This is a genomic window from Mucilaginibacter sp. P4_E8 (assembly GCF_056401495.1).
Genome location: NZ_JBFUJG010000009.1, coordinates 83,704 through 104,851, shown reverse-complemented (window position 1 = coordinate 104,851; position 21,148 = coordinate 83,704). Strand labels below are relative to the sequence as shown.

Below are 21,148 nucleotides of genomic sequence, written 5' to 3'. Positions count from 1 at the left end.
GGTTTTGAATTGCACATAAGGCCATTGGCTTCCCCAGCCTTGTTGGCGTTGTCGCAAATAAGCAGATTAAAACAGAAAAGCCTCCAACTTTCGCTGGAGGCTTTGTAGCCCGTAGGGGAAAGATATCGAACCGCTTTCTTGATGATTTAAAAAGCTCAGCAAGTTGAGGAATGGCTTGGGCTAAAGTCTGTACATTTTACCTAAAACTATTTCTTATTCTGGAAAATATTGACCCTCTTATTGTTTTTGATTGTTTTGTTTCTATCCGTGCATTTAGGTTTTTATTATTTTTAAGCAATTGCAAAAGCCAATTAAGTGTTCTCTGCGCAGTCCACACTTTGTCATCTTCAATAAATTTTCGGTCATATTTGTGCGGCAAGTGCCATATTAAGGTTACCCTATCACGTTCAAACACCGGTGATAGTGTAAAGACGATAATTGGGTCATCAGAATTAACGGCAATTAAGCAGTTGGAGTTTGAACTAAAATAGAACGAATTATTATTTGAGCTATCATGATCATTTTGAGCAGCGTAAGAAATTATGAAGTCCCATTCTACAGATGTTATTGTCGTCATTTTATAGCATTCTCTCGATTGGTACAATTCAAGGTTACCAATACCCATAAACGTTTTAAACCGTGGTGAAAATTCCACATATACTCTTAAAAAATCCTTCAGAATGGTTACTAATTGATTGTATGCTTCTTTTTTTAAGTGAAGCGAACTTGTGCCAATTATTACAAATGCTGTTTCGCTTTTCTCATTATAATAATGTAATAATACTTCTTCTAGAGTATATTCTTTGCTCCGCTCAATTAAATGCACAATCTGGTCATGATTTAATGTGATCATGTTACTGACCTCATAAAACTCAATTGCACAACTGCCCAACTCAATAAATTTCGATGGCAAAAGAGCATTTAGAACAATCAATGTATCAGAGTTGAAATACGATGGATTGAATGTCGGTTCGTTATGGTCAACAATTGAATAGCTTTTCCCAAATTGTACTTTCTCCTTCAGTTTACGATTTTTGATTGCTTTTTTACATTCGTCTTCAATTTTTGCTTTTTTTTCCTTGGCATAAGCTAAGTAAAATCTTTCAGAAGATTCATTAAAGGCGGAATGTGATTTCTGCCGGTTTAGTAACTTAGAAGTTGGCAATAAATTGGCTAATGAATTCAGGTTAAAATCAGTGCCTAAATCATATTTAGAAATTTTTTCCTGGAGTAATATTTTGTCTGTCGATTTTGGGATAATATGATCTATCTCCAAGTCCTCAAAATTCTCTATCCTATCACCACTATATGCATCTCTTTTCCCATGAGCCACCCATATGGCATATCTTAATTCACTTCTTAGCATCTTAATAGATTTAATCTTATAGAAGTATAAATATATAAAATAAAAAAAGCCGCTCACTTTCGTAAAGCGGCTTAGTAGCCCGTACGGGAAAGATATCGAACCGTTTTCTTGCTGATTTAAAACGTTTAGCGTCTTAATGCTCGTCCTATTCGCTAATGAGAGCAGGACAAATATTGAATCCGGGACCCGTGAATTACATCCCTTTTACAATCGCTAACGATTTTTCAACATGGTCAGTAGCTGAAATGTGATCAGTTTCTGATGAAAAGACAGCCGCAATTTTACCGTCTTTACCAATGACATAAGTAGTTCGTGGGATGAAACCGTGGTTAACCTCTATACCACGCACGTCTTTCATCCCAAGCTTTGGTGGTGTCATGACAAGGCCATAGGTTTTTGCAATTTTACCTCCGGCATCTGAGGCAACCGCGAACTTGCCTGCACAGTAATTCGGATCAGAAGAAAATGTATTCAGTCGCTTAATATCGTCTCCAGATACACCGATAATGGTAGCTCCTGCCGTTGTAAATTTATCTTTAAGTTCAGCAAAAGCATGTGCTTCTGCATCACAGCCACCGGTATAGGCAGAAGGGTAGAAATAAACCACAACAGGTCCTTTAGCAAGGGATTTTTTCAACGAAAAATTAAATTCACTGCCCCCCAGGCTGGCTTGAGCAGTAAATACTGGCGCTGCATCTCCTTTTGATAGCATCTTCGATTGGGCAAGGCCAGACAGGGTTGTTAGGAGCGAAAAGCTGAAAACTAAAAAAGACAGGCAATAATATTTTTTGATCATGGCTGATTGATTTAAACTTATAATGAGTGTTTATCAAAGCTACGATAGTCTACAGAATAAGGTTGTCTGTCATCAAAATATTACTGTGAATTGCAGCTGCACAGTAATAAAAAAGCCGCTCTACTTTCGTAAAGCGGCTTTGTAGCCCGTAGGGGAATCGAACCCCTGTTTCTAGAATGAAAATCTAACGTCCTAACCCCTAGACGAACGGGCCTTTTTTTATTTTGTTTCCCTTGTTTTGGGATTGCAAAGATATAGCTTTACCGATAAATTAAAAATAAATTTTAAAAAAAATATCTACGCCCTTAAACATGCGTTATTTTAGAGTTCTTTTAACAAAATCGTGCCTTCGTCATTGTAATTCTGGCCATGTTAAAGCTATCTTTATAAATAAATAAACATCTCCCTATGAAAGCAATTTGGAACGATCAGGTTATAGCCGAAAGTAATGATACCATAGTGGTTGAAAACAACCACTACTTCCCTTTGGAAAGCGTAAAGGCTGAATACCTGGAGAATACTGATACCCATACAACCTGCCCCTGGAAGGGCCTGGCCTCATATTATACGCTTAATGTTAACGGCAAACAAAACCCGGATGCGGCCTGGTATTATCCACAGCCTAAAGAAGCTGCAACCCATATAACCAATTATGTTGCCTTTTGGAAAGGTGTTAAAATAACTGAATAATATGAAAAAGTACGATGCCATTGTCATAGGTGCCGGCCAGGCTGGGGGGCCCTTAGCAAAAAAACTGGCCCACGCAGGTAAAAAAACCGTGCTCATTGAAAAACGGTTTTACGGGGGTACCTGTGTAAATGATGGTTGTACGCCTACCAAAACCTGGGTGGCATCGGCAAAGGCGGCGTATATGGCGGGTAAAAGCGCGGATCTGGGCGTACCTGTGAAAAAGTTTTCGGTTGATATGCCACAAATAAAAAAGCGTAAGGATGATATTGTGCTTAGGTCAAGAAATGGGGGCTTGCGTGCTGCCGAAAAAACAAAAAATCTTGACGTTTTATTTGGCGAAGCTACTTTTACAGGTGATAAAACAGTTTCGGTAAACCTCAATAATGGCAAAAAACAAACCCTGCAGGCCGATCTTATCTTTTTAAACCCCGGTGCCAAGCCCCTTATTCCCGAAATTGAAGGGATAAACGATATTGAATACCTTACTTCAACCACCATTCTTGATCTGGACTATGTTCCGGAACATTTATTGGTATTGGGAGGCAACTATATTGGTTTGGAGTTTGGGCAGATGTTTCGCAGGTTTGGTAGCAAGGTTACCATTCTGGAAAAGTCGGCAAGAATAGTAGCACATGAAGATGAGGATATCTCTGTTGAAATGCAAAAAATACTGGAGGCCGAATCGATAGTTATACATAACAATACACAGGCTATCCGATTTAAACAAAAAGCAGGCGGTAAAATAACGGCTACCATAGTAACAAATGGCGTGGAGCAAAAAATCAAGTGCAGCCACGTACTAATTGCGGTTGGCCGTACAGCCCAAACAGAAGCGCTCAATCTGCAAAACACAGGCGTTGTTACCGACGAAAAAGGGAACATTAAGGTAAACAATAAACTGGAAACTTCAGCTCCGGGTATTTATGGTCTGGGCGATGCTAATGGCGGTCCGGCATTTACCCACATCTCCTATAACGATTTTACCATAGTTTATCGCAACCTGGTTGAAAAACAGGATCTGAACATTAACGACAGACCAGTACCTTACTGCATGTTTACCGATCCGCAACTGGGCCGCATAGGCATCAGCGAAACGGAAGCTAAAAAACAAGGGCTTAATTATAAAGTTGCCAAACTGCCCATGAGCCACGTTGCCCGTGCCATTGAAACCGGCGATACCCGTGGTTTTATGAAGGCTGTAGTTGATGCAGAAACCAAAGAAATATTAGGGGTTACTGTTTTGGGCCCCGAAGGCGGCGAAATCATGACTGTATTGCAAATGGCCATGGAAGGCGGCATTACCTACGACAGGATACGCTATTGTGTATTTGCCCATCCACTTTATTCCGAATCATTGAATAACCTGTTTATGACCCTGGAAGATTAGTTTAGCGCTTATGATAAAGGTTGATGGTGTAAGCAAACATTTTGGCAAGGTTAATGCGGTAGACGACATCACGTTTGAGGTTCAGGATCAGGAAAACCTGATCCTGTTGGGTACCAGTGGTTGCGGCAAAACCACCACGTTAAAAATGATCAACCGGCTTATTGAACCAACCAGCGGCAACATTTTTATTAATGGTAAAAACATAGCCGATGAGCATCCTGAAACATTACGGCGCAGCATTGGCTATGTTTTGCAGAACAATGGCCTGTTTCCGCATTATACTGTAGCCGAAAACATAGCTATTGTACCGCAACTGCTAAATTGGGATAAAAAGAAGACAGAAAAACGCTTAGCCGAACTGATGGAAAAGCTGCACCTGTCTGCCGATTATCGTAACGTTTATCCTAATGAATTAAGCGGCGGGCAACAGCAGCGCGTTGGCCTGGCCAGAGCCCTGGTCTCTGATCCACCGGTTTTGTTGATGGATGAACCTTTTGGCGCATTAGACAATGTTACCCGGGCAAATATCCATAAAGAATTTAAAGCGCTTGATGAACTCAAAAGAAAAACCATTATCATGGTTACCCATGATGTACAGGAAGCCTTTGAACTGGGCGATCGTATATGCCTTATGGATAAGGGCAAGATCATTCAATCAGGCACCCCTGCCGATCTGTTGTTTAAACCAGCCAATAAGTTTATAAAAGATTTTTTAAAAGATCAGCGCCTGCAACTGGAGTTTAAAGCCATCAGGTTAACTGATCTTTGGGATCTGCTACCTGACGGGCATAAACAAATAAATGTATCAACATTACCCGCCAGTACAGATCTGTGGGCAACCCTTGAAACGTTCAGGTTTGCAGGTGCCGAAACTATCACCATCAGCAAAAATCAAAATGAAATAAAAACCATTGTTTTTGAGCAATTGATGTCGGCTTTTAATCAATACAAAAATAAACAAGCGCATGAATGAGCAGCAGCAAACCCTGTTTGAGTTTATGCAGCAGCAAGCTGATAAGCTTGCCGTACAAACCCTGCAGCATATAGGGCTAACCTTTATATCGCTTTTCATTGCCGTACTTATTGGGCTGCCTCTTGGAATTTTCATCGCCCGTAAAAGGCAACTATCAGGGTCGGTTTTAGGTATCGCGGGTATCCTGCAAACTATTCCGAGCATTGCCCTGCTGGGTTTTATGATACCGTTATTAGGCATCGGCGCCAAACCCGCTATTGTGGCTTTACTGTTGTATGCGTTGCTACCCATTATCCGTAATACTTACACAGGCATTACCGGGGTTGATGCATCGGTAAAAGAAGCGGCGGTGGCCATGGGCATGAGCAAGCGGCAAATACTGTTTAAGGTAGATCTACCCCTGGCCATGCCGGTTATTTTGGCCGGTATTCGTACCGCCACGGTTATTAATGTTGGCGTGGCAACACTGGCCTCGTATATTGCTGCAGGTGGCTTAGGTGAGTTTATTTTCGGCGGCATATCCCTTAACAATACCAATATGATACTGGCAGGGGCTATTCCGGCTGCATTATTAGCCATTATTTTCGATTTCCTATTATCAAGGGTGCAAAAGCTCAACTTTAAAAAAATAAAAGCAAGCACTTATGCATTACCCGTTCTATTGGTATTGCTATCATCCTTTTATTTTATTCCGACAGCCTATGGGGGAAAACTTACGGCTGGTTTTACTCCCGAATTTATGGGTAGGCAGGATGGCAATCTGGGCCTCGAGAGCAAATATGGTTTAAAGATCCATACCATTGTGATCAGCGACGCGGTGATGTACAAGGCCGCCTATGAAAAACAACTGGACGTGATCAGCGGCTACTCAACCGATGGGCGCTTAAAGGCTTATGGCCTGGTAGTTTTAAATGACGACAAGGGCATATTCCCGCCGTATTATGCCGCGCCTATTGCGCGTGAGGATGCGCTCAGAAAATTCCCCGACCTCGAAAAAACCTTAAATCTGCTATCTGGCAAAATAAATGATGCAGTTATGACCGATTTAAATTACCGGACTGACTATCTTCACCAAACCCCGGAGCGGGTGGCCAAGGATTTTTTAGTGGCTCATCAGCTCTGGAAGCCGTCACGCGAGGGCAATGATGGCGTAGTACGTATCGGCTCAAAAATATTTGGCGAGCAGTATATACTGGCCAACATGTACAGTATGTTAATAAAGGGTTATACCAATTATGATGTATCAACAAAAACAGGCCTTGGCGGTACCAAAATTTGCTTTGATGCTTTAACTAATGACCAAATAGATTTTTACCCCGAATACACTGGGACAGGCTTGCTGGCTATACTGCAGGCACCGCCCCAAATTATTACCGAGGTAACAAAAAACAAGGATAGCACTTACAATTATGTGCAACAGGAATTTAAAACAAAGTATCAGGTAAAATGGCTAAAGCCTATCGGCTTTAATAATGCCTATGCTTTAATGATGAGAAAACAGCAGGCAAAAAGTTTAAATATTAAAACAATTTCTAACCTCAAACGATATTTGAATAGTAAGTAGTTCAATGAATTTAGCCGATTGTTATAAAAAAGTGCGCCAGCGAACAGAGTATATTTGCAGCCCATTGCAAACAGAAGACTATGTGGTACAGCCCGTAGTTGATGTTAGTCCGCCTAAATGGCATATAGGGCACACTACCTGGTTTTTTGAAACTTTTATCCTGAAACCTTATTTTATGGGCTATCAGGAGTTTAATCTCAACTACAATTATGTATTTAACAGTTATTATGAAACCGTTGGCAACCGGATTATCCGTACAGACAGGGGTAATTTAAGCCGGCCAACTGTTAACGATATTTACCAGTACCGGGCCTATGTAGATGAGGCCATGGAAAAATTCCTGACTGCCGAACCCGCCGATGATGTTAAAGAACTTATTGTTTTGGGTTTTAATCACGAAGAGCAGCATCAGGAGCTATTATTAACCGATATCAAATATATTTTAGGCCATAACCCGCTATTCCCAGCTTATTCAACAACCTATGTATCGCCAAAGGTTGATGAAGTTGATCGTGCTGAATTTGTTAAGATGACCGAGAGGGTATATGATATAGGCTTCACTGGCGAAGGTTTTTGCTTTGATAATGAACTGAACCGCCATAAGGTTTATTTAAACGCTTACGAAATTAGCCCCAACCTGGTAACCAATGCCGAATACCTGGAGTTTATTAACAGCGGCGGTTATCACGATTTTCGCCACTGGCACGCTGAGGGATGGGATTGGGTTAAAACCAATAAAATTGAATCGCCGCTTTACTGGCATTTTATAGATGGTGAATGGTGCAACTATACCTTTCATGGCCTGGAGCCGGTTAATTTAAAAGATCCGGTTTGCCATATCAGTTATTTTGAGGCTTATGCTTACGCTGCATGGAAAGGCCTCAGGTTACCAACTGAATTTGAGTGGGAAGCTGCTGCAACCCAATTTAGCTGGGGCAAAAGCTGGGAGTGGACAGAAAGTTCATACTTACCATACCCAGGCTTTGCAAAAGCCCCTGGTGCCATTGGGGAGTATAATGGTAAATTTATGGTGAACCAGAAAGTATTACGTGGTGCGTCAGAGGCTACATCACCGGGACATAGCCGCATCACTTACCGTAATTTTTTTCAAACACATTTACGCTGGCAATTTACTGGCATAAGGCTTGCAAGGTAAATTGCTCAAAATAAGGAGATATGGACTCAACCTTAGTACAAACAGAACTGAACGACTCATTAAAAACAAAAACCGACTTGTTTTATAATGATGTGATAGCCGGGTTAAAATCAACGCCCAAGCGGTTAAATTCAAAGTATTTTTATGATGCCAATGGCGATAAGCTTTTTCAGGAGCTGATGAACAGTCCTGAATATTATCCAACCGATTGCGAACTGGAAATATTTTCAGAAAAAACCGCTGAGATAGGCGAGGCTATAATTGCTGATGGCGATGCCTTTGACCTGATAGAGTTAGGTGCCGGTGATGCCATGAAATCAACCTACCTGCTTAAATATCTGGTATCAAAAAAAGCCGATTTTACTTATTTGCCAATTGATATTTCTGAGAATGTAATATCGTACCTGAATATAACATTACCTGTTACGTTACCAGGCTTAAAAATTACAGGGCTTAACGGCGAGTATTTTGATATGCTGGAAAAGGCCGCGTCTATTTCGTCAAGACGTAAGGTGGTTTTATTTTTAGGTTCAAATATCGGTAATATGCCTATAAGTGATGCTATTGAGTTTTGCCGCGAGCTACGCAAGCACTTATCTCAAGGCGATATGGCGCTGATTGGCATGGATCTAAAAAAGGATCCCAAAGTTGTACTGGCCGCCTATAACGATAAAGAAGGTATCACTAAAAGATTTAATTTAAACCTTTTGGAGCGCATAAACCGCGAACTGAATGCTAATTTTGATGTTACAAAGTTTGACCATTACCCCACCTATGATCCCGAATCAGGTGCTTGTAAAAGCTACCTTATCAGCCTTGAAGATCAGCAGGTAACTATCAACGGTAAAGAAACTATTGCTTTTTTAAAAGACGAGTACATTTACATGGAAATATCTCAAAAATTCACCATCATGCAAACCGACCAAATAGCTATCAACACAGGCTTTGCCCCGGTAGGTCAATTTTTTGATACCAAAAAATGGTTCATTGATGCTATTTGGATAGCTGCATAATTGTCTGAACCAGGATTTTTAGGATTTAAGGATTGACATGATTTTCCTAAATAATAAAAGATCGCGGTAAAGCGTGGGAGAGCAGGCCGGTGCCCAATCTTAAATCAAAGCCCTTGATTCGTCAATTGACGGATCAAGGGCTTTTTTGTGTAATAAACTTTCCCGAAAGCGTTCATATGTACACCCGCGAACGCTGGTGAACACCAATTAACGCCTGATAATAAAGCGTTTACACATACAACATTATTGACAAAATACTGTCACCACTTTCGTCAGCGAAATCAATAACATCAAAAAAATAACGGTTCAGGCAAAAAAACTCAAAGCAATTTCGGGTTCAGCTCTGAATCAATTAAACCGCCAATGGGCTTACCCATTAACCATTTTTCGTGATCATTTTTTTGCCATTCATTTTTGTATGGGGTAATACGCGCACCATCGGCTACATAAATGATGGTCATTATCTCGCGCATTTTATCAGAGTTATTACCTGGCGCATTATGTATGGTAAAACCACGGTGCCAGGTGGCATCACCGGCTTTCATGGTTTTAGCCCGACTAATATCAAATTGTTTATCTCGTACATAATCATCAAATAACGTTTCTGACTCATCTGATATTTCATGATTAAACACAGCCCCGTTAACATATGATCCTGATGCAAAAGTTAGCATGCCCATCTCTACATCTATATCAACCAGGGGCATCCACATGGTAACCGTATTATTGGTATCAATTGGCCAATAGTATTGATCCTGGTGCCATGGGGTGGGGCCGCCACCCGGCTCCTTAAATAAAGCCTGATCGTGGTATATCCTTACATTTTCAACTCCCATTAAATCGGCCGCCATTTTTGCCAGGCGTTTGGCTATTACAAATTTTTTAGTATCCTTATCAACCTGCCATAAGTTCATGATCTGTAAAAAGGCTTTTCCATAAGTATCGCGTTCTTCCAGTTTACGTTTTTCGGTATTATACCTGTCGGCAGCGCCAACAATTACCGGTCTGTAAGCCGCTATCTCGTCTGCCGAAAGCACATTTTGAATCAAAGTATGCCCCTTTTTCCGGAACTCCTGAACGCGTTCATCCGGCAATTTTTTAAAATCATCCAACCCCGGTAAATAAGAAACCTGTGTATTCATAATTTTTTTAGTTTATTTCTCAAAGTAAGTTTATCTTTATGTTAAGAAAAATGAAACAAATGGCGTAATTGTGGGGTATTTTATCCTTAACTTACGCAAATTTAATTTTTACGCCAAAATATGCAATGATCAAGGCCTCTTACGAAGTTCTTCAACCCGCAAATAGTCAATCATTCCTGGTCAGGAAATTTGATAAACTGGCATTTGATGCCCCATATCATTTTCATGAAGAGTATGAGCTAACATGCGTTATAAAAGGTAGCGGCAAACGATATGTTGGCAGCCATATGGACGATTTTGTTTCGGGCGATCTGGTGCTGCTTGGCCCAAACCTGCCCCACTGCTGGAAACTGGAAGCAGGCGAAATACTCCCCGAAGAAGCCAGCGCCATTGTTATTCAATTTAACGACGCTTTTTTAGGGGATGATTTTTTCAACAAGTTTGAGTTACAACATATTAAAAAGCTTTTTCAAAAAAGCGGTAGCGGCATTTTGTTCCACTCAGATACCCAGGAAGATGTAAAAAATCTTTTATTAAACCTGATTGATGAAAAAAGCAATTTCAGGATCCTCATCAACCTGCTGGAGGTATTGCAGCGCATGGCCTCGTCAGACGAGTATATATTGCTTGATCAGCACCGGGTAATTGCTGAACGCTCCCTGGCCGAACGCGAACGTATAAATCCGGTATTGGCTTACCTGGTTGAAAATTTCAGAAAACAGGTATCGCTGGATGCGGCTGCAAGTATAGCCAACATGACCACCAATGCGTTTTGTAAATACTTTAAAAAGGTAACCCGCAAAACGTTTATGGAAACCATAATTGAATACCGGTTAAACTATGCCATACAGCAACTGGTACAAACCGATAAACCAATATCAGAAATAGCATTTGAAAGCGGCTTTGGCGATGTATCGCACTTTTACAAAATGTTTAAAACTAAAATGAACCTGAGTCCGCTCAATTACCGTAAAAGATTTATGCGTAACCTGCTATCCGGAGATAAAAAACAATCTGCCTGAGGAGCAATAGTGGCGTTCAGGAAACATTAATGATACCACGCTTTATAGCGTATATAACCAAACCCACCAGGTTTTTTGAACATGTTTTTTCAAACAAACGGGCCCGGTAACCCTCAACGGTACGCACACTCAGAAAAATCTTATCGGCTATTTCCTGGTTTGAACATTCCTGGCACACCAGCTTCAGTACTTCTATTTCACGCTCGTTAAGATCGGCTTTGTTATGGTTTATACTTTCGGCATGGTCATTAACCACCAATTGTTTAATAAGGGTTATGGACAGGTGTTCATTAAAATAAAACCCTTTATGATAAACGGTTGATATAGCTTCAATGATTTCCTCGGGTTCGGCATTTTTAAGTAAATAGCCCGATGCCCCGGCCTTCATCATATCAACAATATACTTATCCTCATTAAACATGGATAGTGCCAGTATTTTAATGTCCCTGTAATGCTGGTGCACATAGGTGGCTGTTTGAATGCCGTCCATCTCCGGCATTTTTATATCCATTAATAACACATCAGGAGTTTTGGTGGCCAGCAGCCCCATCAGCTCTTTGCCATTTGATGCTTCAAGTACCAGGTCAAAATCCTCACAATCTTCTAACGTCGCCTTTAACCCGTTCCTGAAAATTTTATGATCGTCTATGATGCCTAATTTAATTGTACCCATTGTATAACAAATAGTTGGCTAAATATAGTTTAAAGATACAAACTATGCTATTTTTAATTTTATGGTTGTTAGCGTGCCGCTCAGGGGCTTGCTGTAAATGTTAATTTCGCCATTTATAAGCTGCACACGGCTCTCCAGGTTTTTAATACCAAAGCCCTGTTTAACCTCGTCAAGCTTAAAGCCCACACCATTATCCTTAAACTCCATGATCATATAACCAGCTTCCTTGCTTACCGACAGGTGAATAATAGTAGCTTCCGAATGTTTTATGGCGTTACCAAAAAGCTCCTGGGCTATACGGTAAAGTGCCAGCTCAATTTCGGTAGGAAACCGTTGGGGCGTAATATTTTTATCAAACTTTACCGTGATATGCGTGGACTGTTCAACTTTAGTACTCAGGGCTTCAAGCGCCACTAAAAAGCCATAATCGGTAAGTATAGGTGGCAAAACGTTGTGTATAATATTCCGTATTTCTTGTATACACTCATCAGTAAGTTTGCGGGTATCAACAAGCAGGGGCTGGGTAGTTTCGCTCACACAATTTTTATCGAGCCGGTGCAAATTAAGTTTTATGGTCGATAGTACCTGCCCAACACTGTCATGCAGATCTTCGGCAAGGCGTTTGCGTTCGCTCTCCTGTGTTTCAAAAACAGCGTTCATCAAATCGCTTTGCCGCCGATCATGCATAGCGCGTAATTCTACCTGACTTTTTATCATTTTACGCTGATAAATGATCACGAAGAAAAACAAACAAGTAATTAATACAACAACTACCAAAGTCCCGATAATTAATACCGGGATCAGGTTGTTTTCTGTGGTTTGCAAAGTAATCCTGTTGAGTATAGCAAGTTAGCAATTATGTTAGTTGAACTGTGTATCATATAAACATCTGACCGCACTTCTTTTGGAAGCTGAAATAAAAGCATAAAGAAAAAGATATTTACAGAAGAATAAAACAATACCCCCGCATTCATCCAAAACAGTCCTTGTTTTTCAATATACACAAATTCTTGCCGGTTAAGTAATTGATAAAAATATACCAATGACAAAACAATAAGAAAAATACTTAATGCAGTATTTGATACAGATGGATAGTCCCATATTTTAATTGCATTATACAAAATGATGAGTAAAGCTATTGCACTAAGCGCCAATGTTAATTTTTTTAAAACTGCTTTAAAAAACAGCTGATAATATATGGTAGAAAAAAATCCAAGGCTGATAACTAAATATAAGTGTACCATTGGCATGTCATTTTGAGTCCCATTGAGTGGGGCAAGCCAAAAGCTAACATCAAAAATAAAGGAAACCAATAAATAAGCAGTAAATATTTTTAACGTTTTATCAATTTGCCCATAATTAAACATTGCGGTAATTACCGGAATTACACCAGATATTATCGAAAGTATTTGTAATGTATAATTCACAGGCTTATTAACTTTACACTGTTGTACCCGACAAAACATTTGAAGGACATCCAGCAGCGCCTGGGCAAGGCATAGATTGATCTCCAACTACACTTTGCACGAGTTTGTATGTATGCACTTCTGATGAAACCGCGGCTTTATCGTTACCCCCTGGTAAAATATCCTCTCCAGTTTCAGTAACACCGGTTATTACAAAGCGTTGTTCTCCTTCGGCATTCGCAACAACTTTAATAAAGAAATTGCCAACAGCTACAAAAAACTTTTGCCATCCGCTCAGATGTTGGCTATTGGCATAATAAATACGGATGCCCAGGCAGCCGTCCTGTTGTAATATCCTGTTTAGTATTACCTGCCCAAAAAATTGGGAGATGGTAGCATCTTTAGAATGCCGGTTACGATGATTTGCTGTCCAGCTGGCCGCTTTTTCCAGTTCAATAGGGCCACCTTCTTCGCCTGTAATTACTCCTCTTTTTTGTTTTGTTTGTAATTCTGTTTCTTTTGTTTCCATGATTTAATTAATATAGGTTAGGGATTTAGTTCATAAAACTAACACTAATAAGCTATTATTTCAACAAGCCAACAAGCCACCCCAAACCCTATTTTTCTAAAATTAACCACATAACACTATCATAAACAGATAGTTACATATACACATGAATAACCTACCCTAATCATAATACGTAGTTTTACGTATCAAAAACTGTAGTACTACGCATACTAATATGAGCACTTATTATGCTAATATTAGTAAAATACGACATCCGATACACAATACTTGTTAACAGTTGTAAATAATTACCAATAAACATTTAACATGCCCTATATTGTTAATATTAAATTTATTATTATATTTATAATAAGTAATCCATTTAACCAAAACTTAATCACAAACCATGATCACAACAGCATCTATTTTCAAAATTGAACCTCAATGCATCGGAGCTTTTATCAGCCAGGATCGCTATCATGAACTTGCTCAAAACTTCAGGAACAGTTTTCCGGGCGAAGTTAACCGGGTAACACTTTCTAAATCAGCCCTAAAAACCGTACTTTATGATGCTACCGTATCGGGCATCAAGTTCATGAACGGCCTTGAAAACGCAAATGATCCGTCATCAAGGATGCTTGTTTTAATTCCGGGTAACTACACCGGCGGCGGAAGCCTTCCTAATTCTATCATTAAAACCGATGGCTTTTTGACTAATGAAGGAAATAATATTTCGTTAGAGAAAACCTGGCAGGTATTGTTTAATCATGTACTCAACTTTAAAAGGATGGATGTCGGCGCCAACTACACCAGAATTAACCGCGGATCGTTCATGGGCAGGGAAATTTTAACCGAACTGGTAAACCAAGCCGAAAGCGACAACCTTGTTTATCACTTTGGTTATGATGTTGAGAATAATTACCCATATAAGGCGCTTATACAATCGGGCATTAATGGATCTTTAATTGGTGATGATTCATATCCTTGTCCGGGTTCAGAAGGTTGCCCCAAAGGAACAATGGAAGAGATGTGCGCCCTTACCCGTATCACCACCAATCTTGCAGGAGGTGAGGCTGAAGGACAATTAAATGTTTTAAGAGCTTTTAGGGATAAACTATTGCAGGAAAAATTTAGCGGTGTGGAGATTGAGAAGTACTATACCATTTCGGCGTCGTTGCTGGAGGCTATTGATAAAGAACAAAACCAACAGGTTGTTTTTAAAGACCTGTATGATAAATACATCAAAACCTCGCTTAATTCGTTAACAAACAATGACGAAGAAACAGCTTATACCCTGTTTCAGGAAGCCCTTGAGCATCTTACTAAAACATATTTATACCAATAGCACTATTAACTGATCATATAAAAACCAAGGGGAGCCGCAGTATTGTGGCCCCCTTTTAAAACAATCGTAATATGTACGAAAACTCGTACACTATAAAAACGATCACCAGTATGGCGTGGAATGTCCTGTTGTTTACCTTCATGGCTATCATACACAACAAAAAGTGACTGATATTACGGATAGGGTATTCAATACCGTAATGATGCACATAGGCCTCGCCTTTTATCAAGGTATCTACCAGATCCAACAAATAGCTAAAACCCAATATACCGAACACCCATTTTCGGCGCGAGTAAAAGTAATCTTCATAATCTTTGTAATCCTTCAGGTCGTCGGGATACAACAGGGCACAAACACTATAGTATATAACAATGTAAATAATTACAAAAAGGTACTCTGCAAATAACCAGTGCTTAATATCGTGCAGGTTATACTCCCACCACCAAAAATGAAGCAGTAAAATAAACAGGTAAAATGACCACAGGGAATGTACCCAATAAGGTTTACTGCGGCCGGGATGTTGTATTTGCTTTGCGGCACCCCTTAACAAATGGGTTATGCTCAGGCCCAATATTATACCAATAACAGCTTTAATGTGGCTAAAAGTATCCATAGGTAAATGTTATGGAGGATAATAAAAACTAAAAATATAAATTTTTAATCAGCATTTTACTTCCATAAACCCTTACTATGCATATTGCACTAAAATATAGCCTCGGCAATGCGCCTTGTTGGACCAGCGTTGCTCATGGTATAAAAATGCAATACCGGTACGCCAAACTTTATAAGCTCTTTACATTGGTTTATCATCCACTCCACGCCCATGTCCCTTACATCTTTTTCAGATTTGCAGCCATTTATAGCATCGCACAAGTCTTCGGGCATGTCAATATGAAAGGTTTTGGAAAGGTTAACCAATTGCTTTGACGAAGTAACGGGCTTTAACCCTGGTATAATAGGTACCGTAATACCATTTGCCCTGCAGCAATTCACAAAGTCAAAGTATTTTTGATTGTCGAAAAACATCTGGGTAACAATAAAATCAGCACCCATATCTATCTTTTGCTTCAGGTATTTAAAGTCGGTTTTAAGGTTTGGCGCCTCAAAGTGTTTTTCAGGATAACCGGCAATACCAATACAGAAATCTGTTTTAAGGCTTGAGTCATTATGCTCATGCAGGTATATGCCGTTGTTCATATCTACCACCTGCTGCAGCAGATCGGTAGCGTAATTATGCCCATTGGGTGTAGGCACAAATGAGGCATCACCGCGCCTGGCATCACCACGCAACACCAACACATTCTCGATACCCAAAAACTGCAGATCAACCAGCCCATTCTCGGTTTCATCTTTGGTAAAACCTCCGCACAACAAATGCGGAACCGTATCAACCTTATACTTATTCATGATAGCCGCACAAATAGCAATAGTACCCGGGCGTTTACGATAGCTCAGTTTCTCCAGCAAACCATTGGAGTGCTCTTTATAAATATAATCCTCGCGCAGGGAGGTTACATCAATAAACGGCGGCTTAAACTCCATCAAAGGATCAATAGCATCATAAATACCCTGTATGCTCTGTCCCTTTAATGGCGGTATCAGTTCAAAAGAAAAAAGTGTTTTGCCGTTGGCGTTCTTAATGTGCTCGGTGATCTTCATTTTGGTTCGGGTTGCGTGGTTCGGGTTGCCAGAAGCGACCTTATTTCGCTAAGTTTGATTTATAATAATTGATCAGCCCTGATAGTAATTTTCTTACTTTTTCAAGTTGATTCAGTAATGTATCTAATAATTCTTTTTGTATAAAGTTAAGATCAAAAGAAAGATAAAATTGTGTTTCTAATTCATAAGCTGAACCTCTCGCTATATAGAAAAACTGTAAAGAATCCTTACCATGATTTCTTCCAGATCCTTCTGCGATGTTAGATGGAATAGATATGGCAGCGCGTTTGATTTGCGATTGTAAAGCAAATATTTCATCTTTTGGGAAATTAACTAAGCTTGTATAAACAAGCTTAACTAAAGCTCTTGCTTCTTTCCAAACATCTAAGTCTGTGTATACCATTCTTTCTTTTTTCCACGAACCTCGAAACAGGAGCCTCGCAACAAATTAATAATTAATATTAGGCCCTAACCATCTTTCTACATCTTCCAGCGGCATGTTTTTGCGGATAGCATAATCCTCTACCTGATCTTTACTGATCTTACCCAGACCAAAATACCTTGCTTGCGGGTGTGCGAAATAGAAACCACTTACTGATGCCGCTGGCGTCATGGCCAGGCTTTCGGTCAAATGCATATGGGCATTGTCTTCGGCCTTTAAAAGCTCAAACAGCGTGGTTTTCTCGGTATGGTCAGGACAAGCAGGATAGCCAGGTGCCGGACGGATACCCTGGTATTCTTCCTTGATCAATTCATCTGTATTCAGTTGCTCACCTTTTGAATACCCCCAGTGTTCCTTACGTACCAGTTCGTGCATTTTTTCGGCAAATGCCTCGGCCAGGCGGTCGGCAAGGGCTTTGGCCATAATGCTGTTATAGTCGTCATGGTCGCGCTCAAATTCTGCTACCATCTCGTCGCAACCAATACCGGTTGTTACAGCAAAACCTCCAAAGTAATCAGGCACACCACTTTCTTTTGGCGCGATAAAATCCGACAAGGCATAATACGGGTCACCCTTTACTTTTTCGCCTTGCTGGCGCAACGTATGAATGCGGGTTAGCATCTTCGTACGGCTTTCATCGGTATACAATTCAATATCATCGCCCACACTATTAGCCGGCCAAAAACCGATAACGCCATTTGCTTTTAACAGTTTTTTATCTACAATTTTCTTTAACAGTTCCTGCGCATCGTCAAATAACTTTTTGGCTTCGTCGCCTACAAACTTATCCGCAAATATTTTAGGGTAGCTGCCACGCAGTTCCCAGGTATGAAAGAACGGTGTCCAGTCAATGTAGGGAACCAGTTCTTCCAGCGGGTACGATTCAAATACTTTTGTACCGGTAAAAGCAGGTTTAGGTGCAATATCGCCATCCAAACTTATCTGGAATTTTGCTTTCCTTGCTTCTTCAATGGTCGCGAAACGTTTGTCTGATTTTTTATTTAAATGTGCTTCACGGGCTTTTGCATATTCATCTTTTATGCCCTGTATATAACCATCCCGATTGTCGCGGTTCATTAAACTGCTGCAAACCGTAACGCTGCGCGATGCATCAAGTACGTGGATGGCAGCACCCGAATAATGGGGTGCTACTTTTACCGCGGCATGTATACGTGATGTAGTGGCCCCGCCAATAATAAGCGGAATGGTAAATCCTTCGCGTTCCATTTCTTTGGCAAAATGCACCATCTCATCAAGCGACGGCGTGATCAATCCGCTTAAGCCTATAATATCCACATTTTGTTTTTTGGCTTCTTCAATAATGCGCTGGGCAGGTACCATCACACCCAGATCTATCACTTCAAAATTATTACAGGCCAGTACTACACCTACTATATTTTTACCAATATCATGCACATCACCTTTAACGGTGGCCATTAATATTTTACCGGCATTGGCCCTGCTTCCACTGGAGTCTTCGCCGGCATCAATAACCCTTTGTTTTTCCAACTCAATAAACGGCAACAGATAGGCCACCGCCTTTTTCATTACCCGGGCCGATTTTACCACCTGCGGCAAAAACATTTTACCCGCGCCAAAAAGATCGCCCACGATGTTCATACCATCCATCAGCGGCCCCTCAATCACTTCCAACGGTTTGCTATAGGCTAAACGCGCTTCTTCCACATCATCATCAAGATATTCAATAATACCTTTTACCAGGGCATGTGATAATCTTTCCTGCACTGTTCCTTTGCGCCATTCCTCATCACGCACTATTTCTTTGCCTTTACTTTTGATGGTATCGGCATATTCAACCAGGCGTTCGGTAGCGTCATCGCGGCGATTAAGCAGTACGTCTTCTACCAGTTCAAGCAAGGTTTTGTCAATCTGTTCATATACTTCCAGCATACCGGCATTTACAATACCCATATCCATACCTGCGCCAATGGCGTGGTATAAAAAGGCAGAGTGCATGGCTTCGCGTACCACGTTGTTCCCTCTAAAGGAGAACGAAATATTACTTACCCCACCGCTTACTTTGGCATGTGGCAGGTTTTGTTTTATCCAGCGGGTTGCTTCAATAAAATCAACCGCGTAGTTGTTATGTTCTTCAAGTCCGGTGGCTACTGTTAAAATATTAGGGTCGAAAATGATATCCTGCGGCGGAAAACCAACCTCATTAACCAAAATATCATACGAGCGTTGGCAGATTTCCTTACGGCGTTCCAATGAGTCGGCCTGCCCGGTTTCGTCAAAGGCCATTACTACGGTGGCAGCGCCGTAGCTTAATATTTTACGGGCGTACTCTTTAAATTTATCTTCGCCTTCTTTTAGGGAGATGGAGTTCACAATTCCCTTACCCTGTATACACTTTAAACCAGCCTCAATCACCGTCCATTTTGATGAATCGATCATGATAGGAAGTTTGGCAATATCGGGTTCAGAAGCTACCAGGTTCAGGAACTTTACCATCACCGCTTCCGAATCGATCATCCCTTCGTCCATGTTGATATCAATCACCTGGGCACCACCTTCTACCTGCTGCAGGGCAACGGCTAACGCGGCTTCGTAATCTTCGGCCAATATCAGCTTGGAGAATTTTGGTGATCCCGTAATGTTGGTACGCTCGCCCACATTCACAAAAATGCTTTCAGGTTTAATAGTAACCGCTTCCAGGCCGCTCAGGCGCAGATCAGGTTCAATTTCGGGCAATAGTCTTGGAGGATATTTGGCTGCTTTTTCGGCAATACATTTAATATGCTCAGGTGTAGTGCCGCAACAACCACCAACAATGTTAACCAGGCCAGCTTTTATAAAATCATCAACCTGGTGCGCGGTTTCATGCGCGGTTTCGTCGTACTGCCCAAACTCATTTGGCAAACCCGCGTTTGGATAGGCCGATATAAATACATTGGCCTTTTCAGAAAGTTCGGCCAGGTGAGGCCGCATTTCTTTGGCTCCCAGGGCACAGTTTAAACCTACCGAAAGCAGATTTGCATGACGGACAGAATTCCAGAAGGCCTCAACAGTTTGCCCGGATAGGGTACGTCCTGAAGCATCAGTAATAGTACCCGATATCATGATAGGCAAATGCTTGCCGGTTTCATTGGCGTAACGATTGATCGCAAACAATGCTGCTTTGGCGTTCAATGTATCAAATATGGTCTCAACCAATAACATGTCTGATCCGCCATCAACCAAACCACGAACCTGATCATAATAAGCCTCGGCCAGGTCATCAAATGTTACAGCACGGTAACCCGGGTCATTAACATCGGGCGATAAAGATGCTGTACGATTTGTTGGACCAACCGCGCCGGCCACAAAGCGTGGCTTGTTGGGTGTTTTTTTATTGTATTCGTCGGCCACTTCGCGGGCCAGGCGCGCGCCCTCAAAGCTCAGTTCGTAGGCTAATTCCTCCAGCTTATAATCGGCAAGGGAAATTACCTGGGTGCTAAAAGTATTGGTTTCAATAATATCAGCACCGGCATCCAAATATTCTGTATGTATGGCCTTAATAATATCAGGGCGTGTGATGTTCAGCAGGTCGTTATTTCCCTGCAGATCGGAGTGGTGATCTTTAAAACGCTCCCCACGAAAATCCCGTTCGGTTAATTGGTACCGTTGTATCATGGTACCCATTGCCCCGTCAATTACCAGTATGCGTTTCTCTAATTCTTTTCTAATATCCATTTTATCGGTTGCCTGTTTTCGGTGGCGTGTGGCGTGCGACTTGTAGTTGGGTGAATTACAAAATATGCAAATCACTGGCAACAGAAGCCTGGCAACACGTAACTAAAAAAATACAGCTTACATCGAAAAGTCGGGTGTTATATTGACTTTCGCTTATCTTTCCCAACACTTTGTAGTGATTGAGTAGAATGTAGCACCTTGTGAAGCACAGGTTGCTAAGACATCGCAGGGTCTAATCCCTCCGTCTTTCTCCATAAGCAATGCAAAGGTGCATAATAAAGCTTTAATATGCAATAGTTACACCCTTTAC

19 protein-coding genes, 1 tRNA gene and 1 riboswitch are annotated in these 21,148 nt (G+C 41.0%); of the genes, 8 read left to right on the top strand and 12 right to left on the bottom strand.

From position 1 onward, the window contains the following. Positions 1 to 196 precede the first annotated feature (196 nt). From AC1DRQ_RS06185 to AC1DRQ_RS06175, 3 genes are all read right to left on the bottom strand, one after another. Positions 197 to 1,366, bottom strand: a complete 1,170-nt coding sequence (locus tag AC1DRQ_RS06185; protein ID WP_477422921.1) for a GmrSD restriction endonuclease domain-containing protein — start codon at positions 1,364 to 1,366, stop codon at positions 197 to 199. 193 nt (positions 1,367 to 1,559) lie between these two features. Next, the gene (locus AC1DRQ_RS06180) at positions 1,560 to 2,162 is read right to left on the bottom strand and encodes a peroxiredoxin (RefSeq protein WP_477422919.1); all 603 of its coding nucleotides are present in this window, start codon (positions 2,160 to 2,162) and stop codon (positions 1,560 to 1,562) included. A gap of 142 nt (positions 2,163 to 2,304) precedes the next feature. Beyond that, positions 2,305 to 2,376 (bottom strand) — tRNA-Glu (locus tag AC1DRQ_RS06175). A 194-nt stretch (positions 2,377 to 2,570) separates the two neighbouring features. Between AC1DRQ_RS06175 and AC1DRQ_RS06170 the strand changes: the two genes are divergently transcribed. From AC1DRQ_RS06170 to AC1DRQ_RS06145, 6 genes are read left to right on the top strand one after another with little or no spacing between them, the layout of a single operon-like run. Further along, positions 2,571 to 2,852, top strand: coding sequence for a DUF427 domain-containing protein (locus AC1DRQ_RS06170; RefSeq protein ID WP_429399041.1), 282 nt, complete (start codon positions 2,571 to 2,573; stop codon positions 2,850 to 2,852). 1 nt (position 2,853) lies between these two features. Beyond that, positions 2,854 to 4,239, top strand: a complete 1,386-nt coding sequence (locus AC1DRQ_RS06165) for a mercuric reductase (RefSeq protein WP_477422917.1) — start codon at positions 2,854 to 2,856, stop codon at positions 4,237 to 4,239. A 10-nt stretch (positions 4,240 to 4,249) separates the two neighbouring features. Further along, entirely contained in the window at positions 4,250 to 5,212 is a 963-nt protein-coding gene (locus AC1DRQ_RS06160; protein ID WP_477422916.1) for an ABC transporter ATP-binding protein, read from the top strand. Then, positions 5,205 to 6,776, top strand: a complete 1,572-nt coding sequence (locus tag AC1DRQ_RS06155) for an ABC transporter permease/substrate-binding protein (protein WP_477422914.1) — start codon at positions 5,205 to 5,207, stop codon at positions 6,774 to 6,776. Before AC1DRQ_RS06160 ends, AC1DRQ_RS06155 begins: the two co-directional genes overlap by 8 nt. A gap of 4 nt (positions 6,777 to 6,780) precedes the next feature. After that, entirely contained in the window at positions 6,781 to 7,932 is a 1,152-nt protein-coding gene (gene egtB / locus AC1DRQ_RS06150; RefSeq protein WP_477422912.1) for an ergothioneine biosynthesis protein EgtB, read from the top strand. A gap of 20 nt (positions 7,933 to 7,952) precedes the next feature. Continuing rightward, positions 7,953 to 8,945 (top strand): L-histidine N(alpha)-methyltransferase, encoded by a 993-nt coding sequence (locus AC1DRQ_RS06145; protein WP_477422910.1) that lies wholly within the window; start codon positions 7,953 to 7,955, stop codon positions 8,943 to 8,945. Positions 8,946 to 9,265: 320 nt separating this feature from the next. On the opposite strand, the gene AC1DRQ_RS06140 is transcribed toward AC1DRQ_RS06145, so the two are convergent. Beyond that, positions 9,266 to 10,087, bottom strand: a complete 822-nt coding sequence (locus tag AC1DRQ_RS06140) for a phytanoyl-CoA dioxygenase family protein (RefSeq protein ID WP_477422909.1) — start codon at positions 10,085 to 10,087, stop codon at positions 9,266 to 9,268. A gap of 125 nt (positions 10,088 to 10,212) precedes the next feature. Between AC1DRQ_RS06140 and AC1DRQ_RS06135 the strand changes: the two genes are divergently transcribed. Beyond that, positions 10,213 to 11,109 carry an AraC family transcriptional regulator gene (locus AC1DRQ_RS06135; protein ID WP_477422908.1) on the top strand — a complete coding sequence of 299 codons (897 nt, stop codon included), beginning with the start codon at positions 10,213 to 10,215 and terminating at the stop codon, positions 11,107 to 11,109. 16 nt (positions 11,110 to 11,125) lie between these two features. Here the strand turns inward: AC1DRQ_RS06135 and AC1DRQ_RS06130 are convergent, their stop codons facing one another. Genes AC1DRQ_RS06130 through AC1DRQ_RS06115 form a run of 4 tightly spaced genes read right to left on the bottom strand, consistent with a single transcriptional unit; the run spans position 11,126 to position 13,717 of the window. Next, on the bottom strand, positions 11,126 to 11,782 hold the full coding sequence (locus AC1DRQ_RS06130) for a response regulator transcription factor (protein ID WP_429399049.1): 657 nt from the start codon (positions 11,780 to 11,782) through the stop codon (positions 11,126 to 11,128). 42 nt (positions 11,783 to 11,824) lie between these two features. Next, on the bottom strand, positions 11,825 to 12,607 hold the full coding sequence (locus AC1DRQ_RS06125; protein WP_477422906.1) for a sensor histidine kinase: 783 nt from the start codon (positions 12,605 to 12,607) through the stop codon (positions 11,825 to 11,827). Next, positions 12,583 to 13,209 (bottom strand): hypothetical protein, encoded by a 627-nt coding sequence (locus tag AC1DRQ_RS06120; RefSeq protein WP_477422904.1) that lies wholly within the window; start codon positions 13,207 to 13,209, stop codon positions 12,583 to 12,585. Before AC1DRQ_RS06120 ends, AC1DRQ_RS06125 begins: the two co-directional genes overlap by 25 nt. 13 nt (positions 13,210 to 13,222) lie before the next feature. After that, entirely contained in the window at positions 13,223 to 13,717 is a 495-nt protein-coding gene (locus tag AC1DRQ_RS06115; RefSeq protein ID WP_477422903.1) for a hypothetical protein, read from the bottom strand. Positions 13,718 to 14,102: 385 nt separating this feature from the next. On the opposite strand from AC1DRQ_RS06115, the gene AC1DRQ_RS06110 reads away from it, so the two are divergent. Next, positions 14,103 to 15,041 (top strand): hypothetical protein, encoded by a 939-nt coding sequence (locus AC1DRQ_RS06110; protein WP_477422901.1) that lies wholly within the window; start codon positions 14,103 to 14,105, stop codon positions 15,039 to 15,041. Positions 15,042 to 15,096: 55 nt separating this feature from the next. Here AC1DRQ_RS06110 and AC1DRQ_RS06105 read toward each other — a convergent pair whose 3' ends face one another. From AC1DRQ_RS06105 to metH, 4 genes are all read right to left on the bottom strand, one after another. After that, the gene (locus tag AC1DRQ_RS06105; RefSeq protein WP_429399053.1) at positions 15,097 to 15,654 is read right to left on the bottom strand and encodes a hypothetical protein; all 558 of its coding nucleotides are present in this window, start codon (positions 15,652 to 15,654) and stop codon (positions 15,097 to 15,099) included. A gap of 89 nt (positions 15,655 to 15,743) precedes the next feature. Next, on the bottom strand, positions 15,744 to 16,700 hold the full coding sequence (gene metF, locus AC1DRQ_RS06100) for a methylenetetrahydrofolate reductase [NAD(P)H] (protein ID WP_429399054.1): 957 nt from the start codon (positions 16,698 to 16,700) through the stop codon (positions 15,744 to 15,746). Positions 16,701 to 16,740: 40 nt separating this feature from the next. Continuing rightward, positions 16,741 to 17,103, bottom strand: coding sequence for a four helix bundle protein (locus tag AC1DRQ_RS06095; RefSeq protein ID WP_477422899.1), 363 nt, complete (start codon positions 17,101 to 17,103; stop codon positions 16,741 to 16,743). 45 nt (positions 17,104 to 17,148) lie between these two features. Next, on the bottom strand, positions 17,149 to 20,838 hold the full coding sequence (gene metH, locus AC1DRQ_RS06090; RefSeq protein WP_477422897.1) for a methionine synthase: 3,690 nt from the start codon (positions 20,836 to 20,838) through the stop codon (positions 17,149 to 17,151). Between the two features lie 150 nt (positions 20,839 to 20,988). Beyond that, positions 20,989 to 21,098: riboswitch (SAM riboswitch) on the bottom strand. Positions 21,099 to 21,148 lie beyond the last annotated feature (50 nt).

What these genes read in the sequence shown, in the direction of transcription:
- AC1DRQ_RS06140 (WP_477422909.1), bottom strand. Translation starts at nt 10,087, where the DNA reads ATGAATACACAGGTTTCTTATTTACCGGGGTTGGATGATTTTAAAAAA.
- AC1DRQ_RS06135 (WP_477422908.1), top strand. Translation starts at nt 10,213, where the DNA reads ATGATCAAGGCCTCTTACGAAGTTCTTCAACCCGCAAATAGTCAATCA.
- egtB (WP_477422912.1), top strand. Translation starts at nt 6,781, where the DNA reads ATGAATTTAGCCGATTGTTATAAAAAAGTGCGCCAGCGAACAGAGTAT.
- AC1DRQ_RS06170 (WP_429399041.1), top strand. Translation starts at nt 2,571, where the DNA reads ATGAAAGCAATTTGGAACGATCAGGTTATAGCCGAAAGTAATGATACC.
- AC1DRQ_RS06110 (WP_477422901.1), top strand. Translation starts at nt 14,103, where the DNA reads ATGATCACAACAGCATCTATTTTCAAAATTGAACCTCAATGCATCGGA.
- AC1DRQ_RS06165 (WP_477422917.1), top strand. Translation starts at nt 2,854, where the DNA reads ATGAAAAAGTACGATGCCATTGTCATAGGTGCCGGCCAGGCTGGGGGG.
- AC1DRQ_RS06130 (WP_429399049.1), bottom strand. Translation starts at nt 11,782, where the DNA reads ATGGGTACAATTAAATTAGGCATCATAGACGATCATAAAATTTTCAGG.
- AC1DRQ_RS06105 (WP_429399053.1), bottom strand. Translation starts at nt 15,654, where the DNA reads ATGGATACTTTTAGCCACATTAAAGCTGTTATTGGTATAATATTGGGC.
- AC1DRQ_RS06145 (WP_477422910.1), top strand. Translation starts at nt 7,953, where the DNA reads ATGGACTCAACCTTAGTACAAACAGAACTGAACGACTCATTAAAAACA.
- AC1DRQ_RS06180 (WP_477422919.1), bottom strand. Translation starts at nt 2,162, where the DNA reads ATGATCAAAAAATATTATTGCCTGTCTTTTTTAGTTTTCAGCTTTTCG.
- AC1DRQ_RS06155 (WP_477422914.1), top strand. Translation starts at nt 5,205, where the DNA reads ATGAATGAGCAGCAGCAAACCCTGTTTGAGTTTATGCAGCAGCAAGCT.
- AC1DRQ_RS06160 (WP_477422916.1), top strand. Translation starts at nt 4,250, where the DNA reads ATGATAAAGGTTGATGGTGTAAGCAAACATTTTGGCAAGGTTAATGCG.
- metF (WP_429399054.1), bottom strand. Translation starts at nt 16,700, where the DNA reads ATGAAGATCACCGAGCACATTAAGAACGCCAACGGCAAAACACTTTTT.
- AC1DRQ_RS06185 (WP_477422921.1), bottom strand. Translation starts at nt 1,366, where the DNA reads ATGCTAAGAAGTGAATTAAGATATGCCATATGGGTGGCTCATGGGAAA.
- AC1DRQ_RS06095 (WP_477422899.1), bottom strand. Translation starts at nt 17,103, where the DNA reads ATGGTATACACAGACTTAGATGTTTGGAAAGAAGCAAGAGCTTTAGTT.
- metH (WP_477422897.1), bottom strand. Translation starts at nt 20,838, where the DNA reads ATGGATATTAGAAAAGAATTAGAGAAACGCATACTGGTAATTGACGGG.
- AC1DRQ_RS06115 (WP_477422903.1), bottom strand. Translation starts at nt 13,717, where the DNA reads ATGGAAACAAAAGAAACAGAATTACAAACAAAACAAAAAAGAGGAGTA.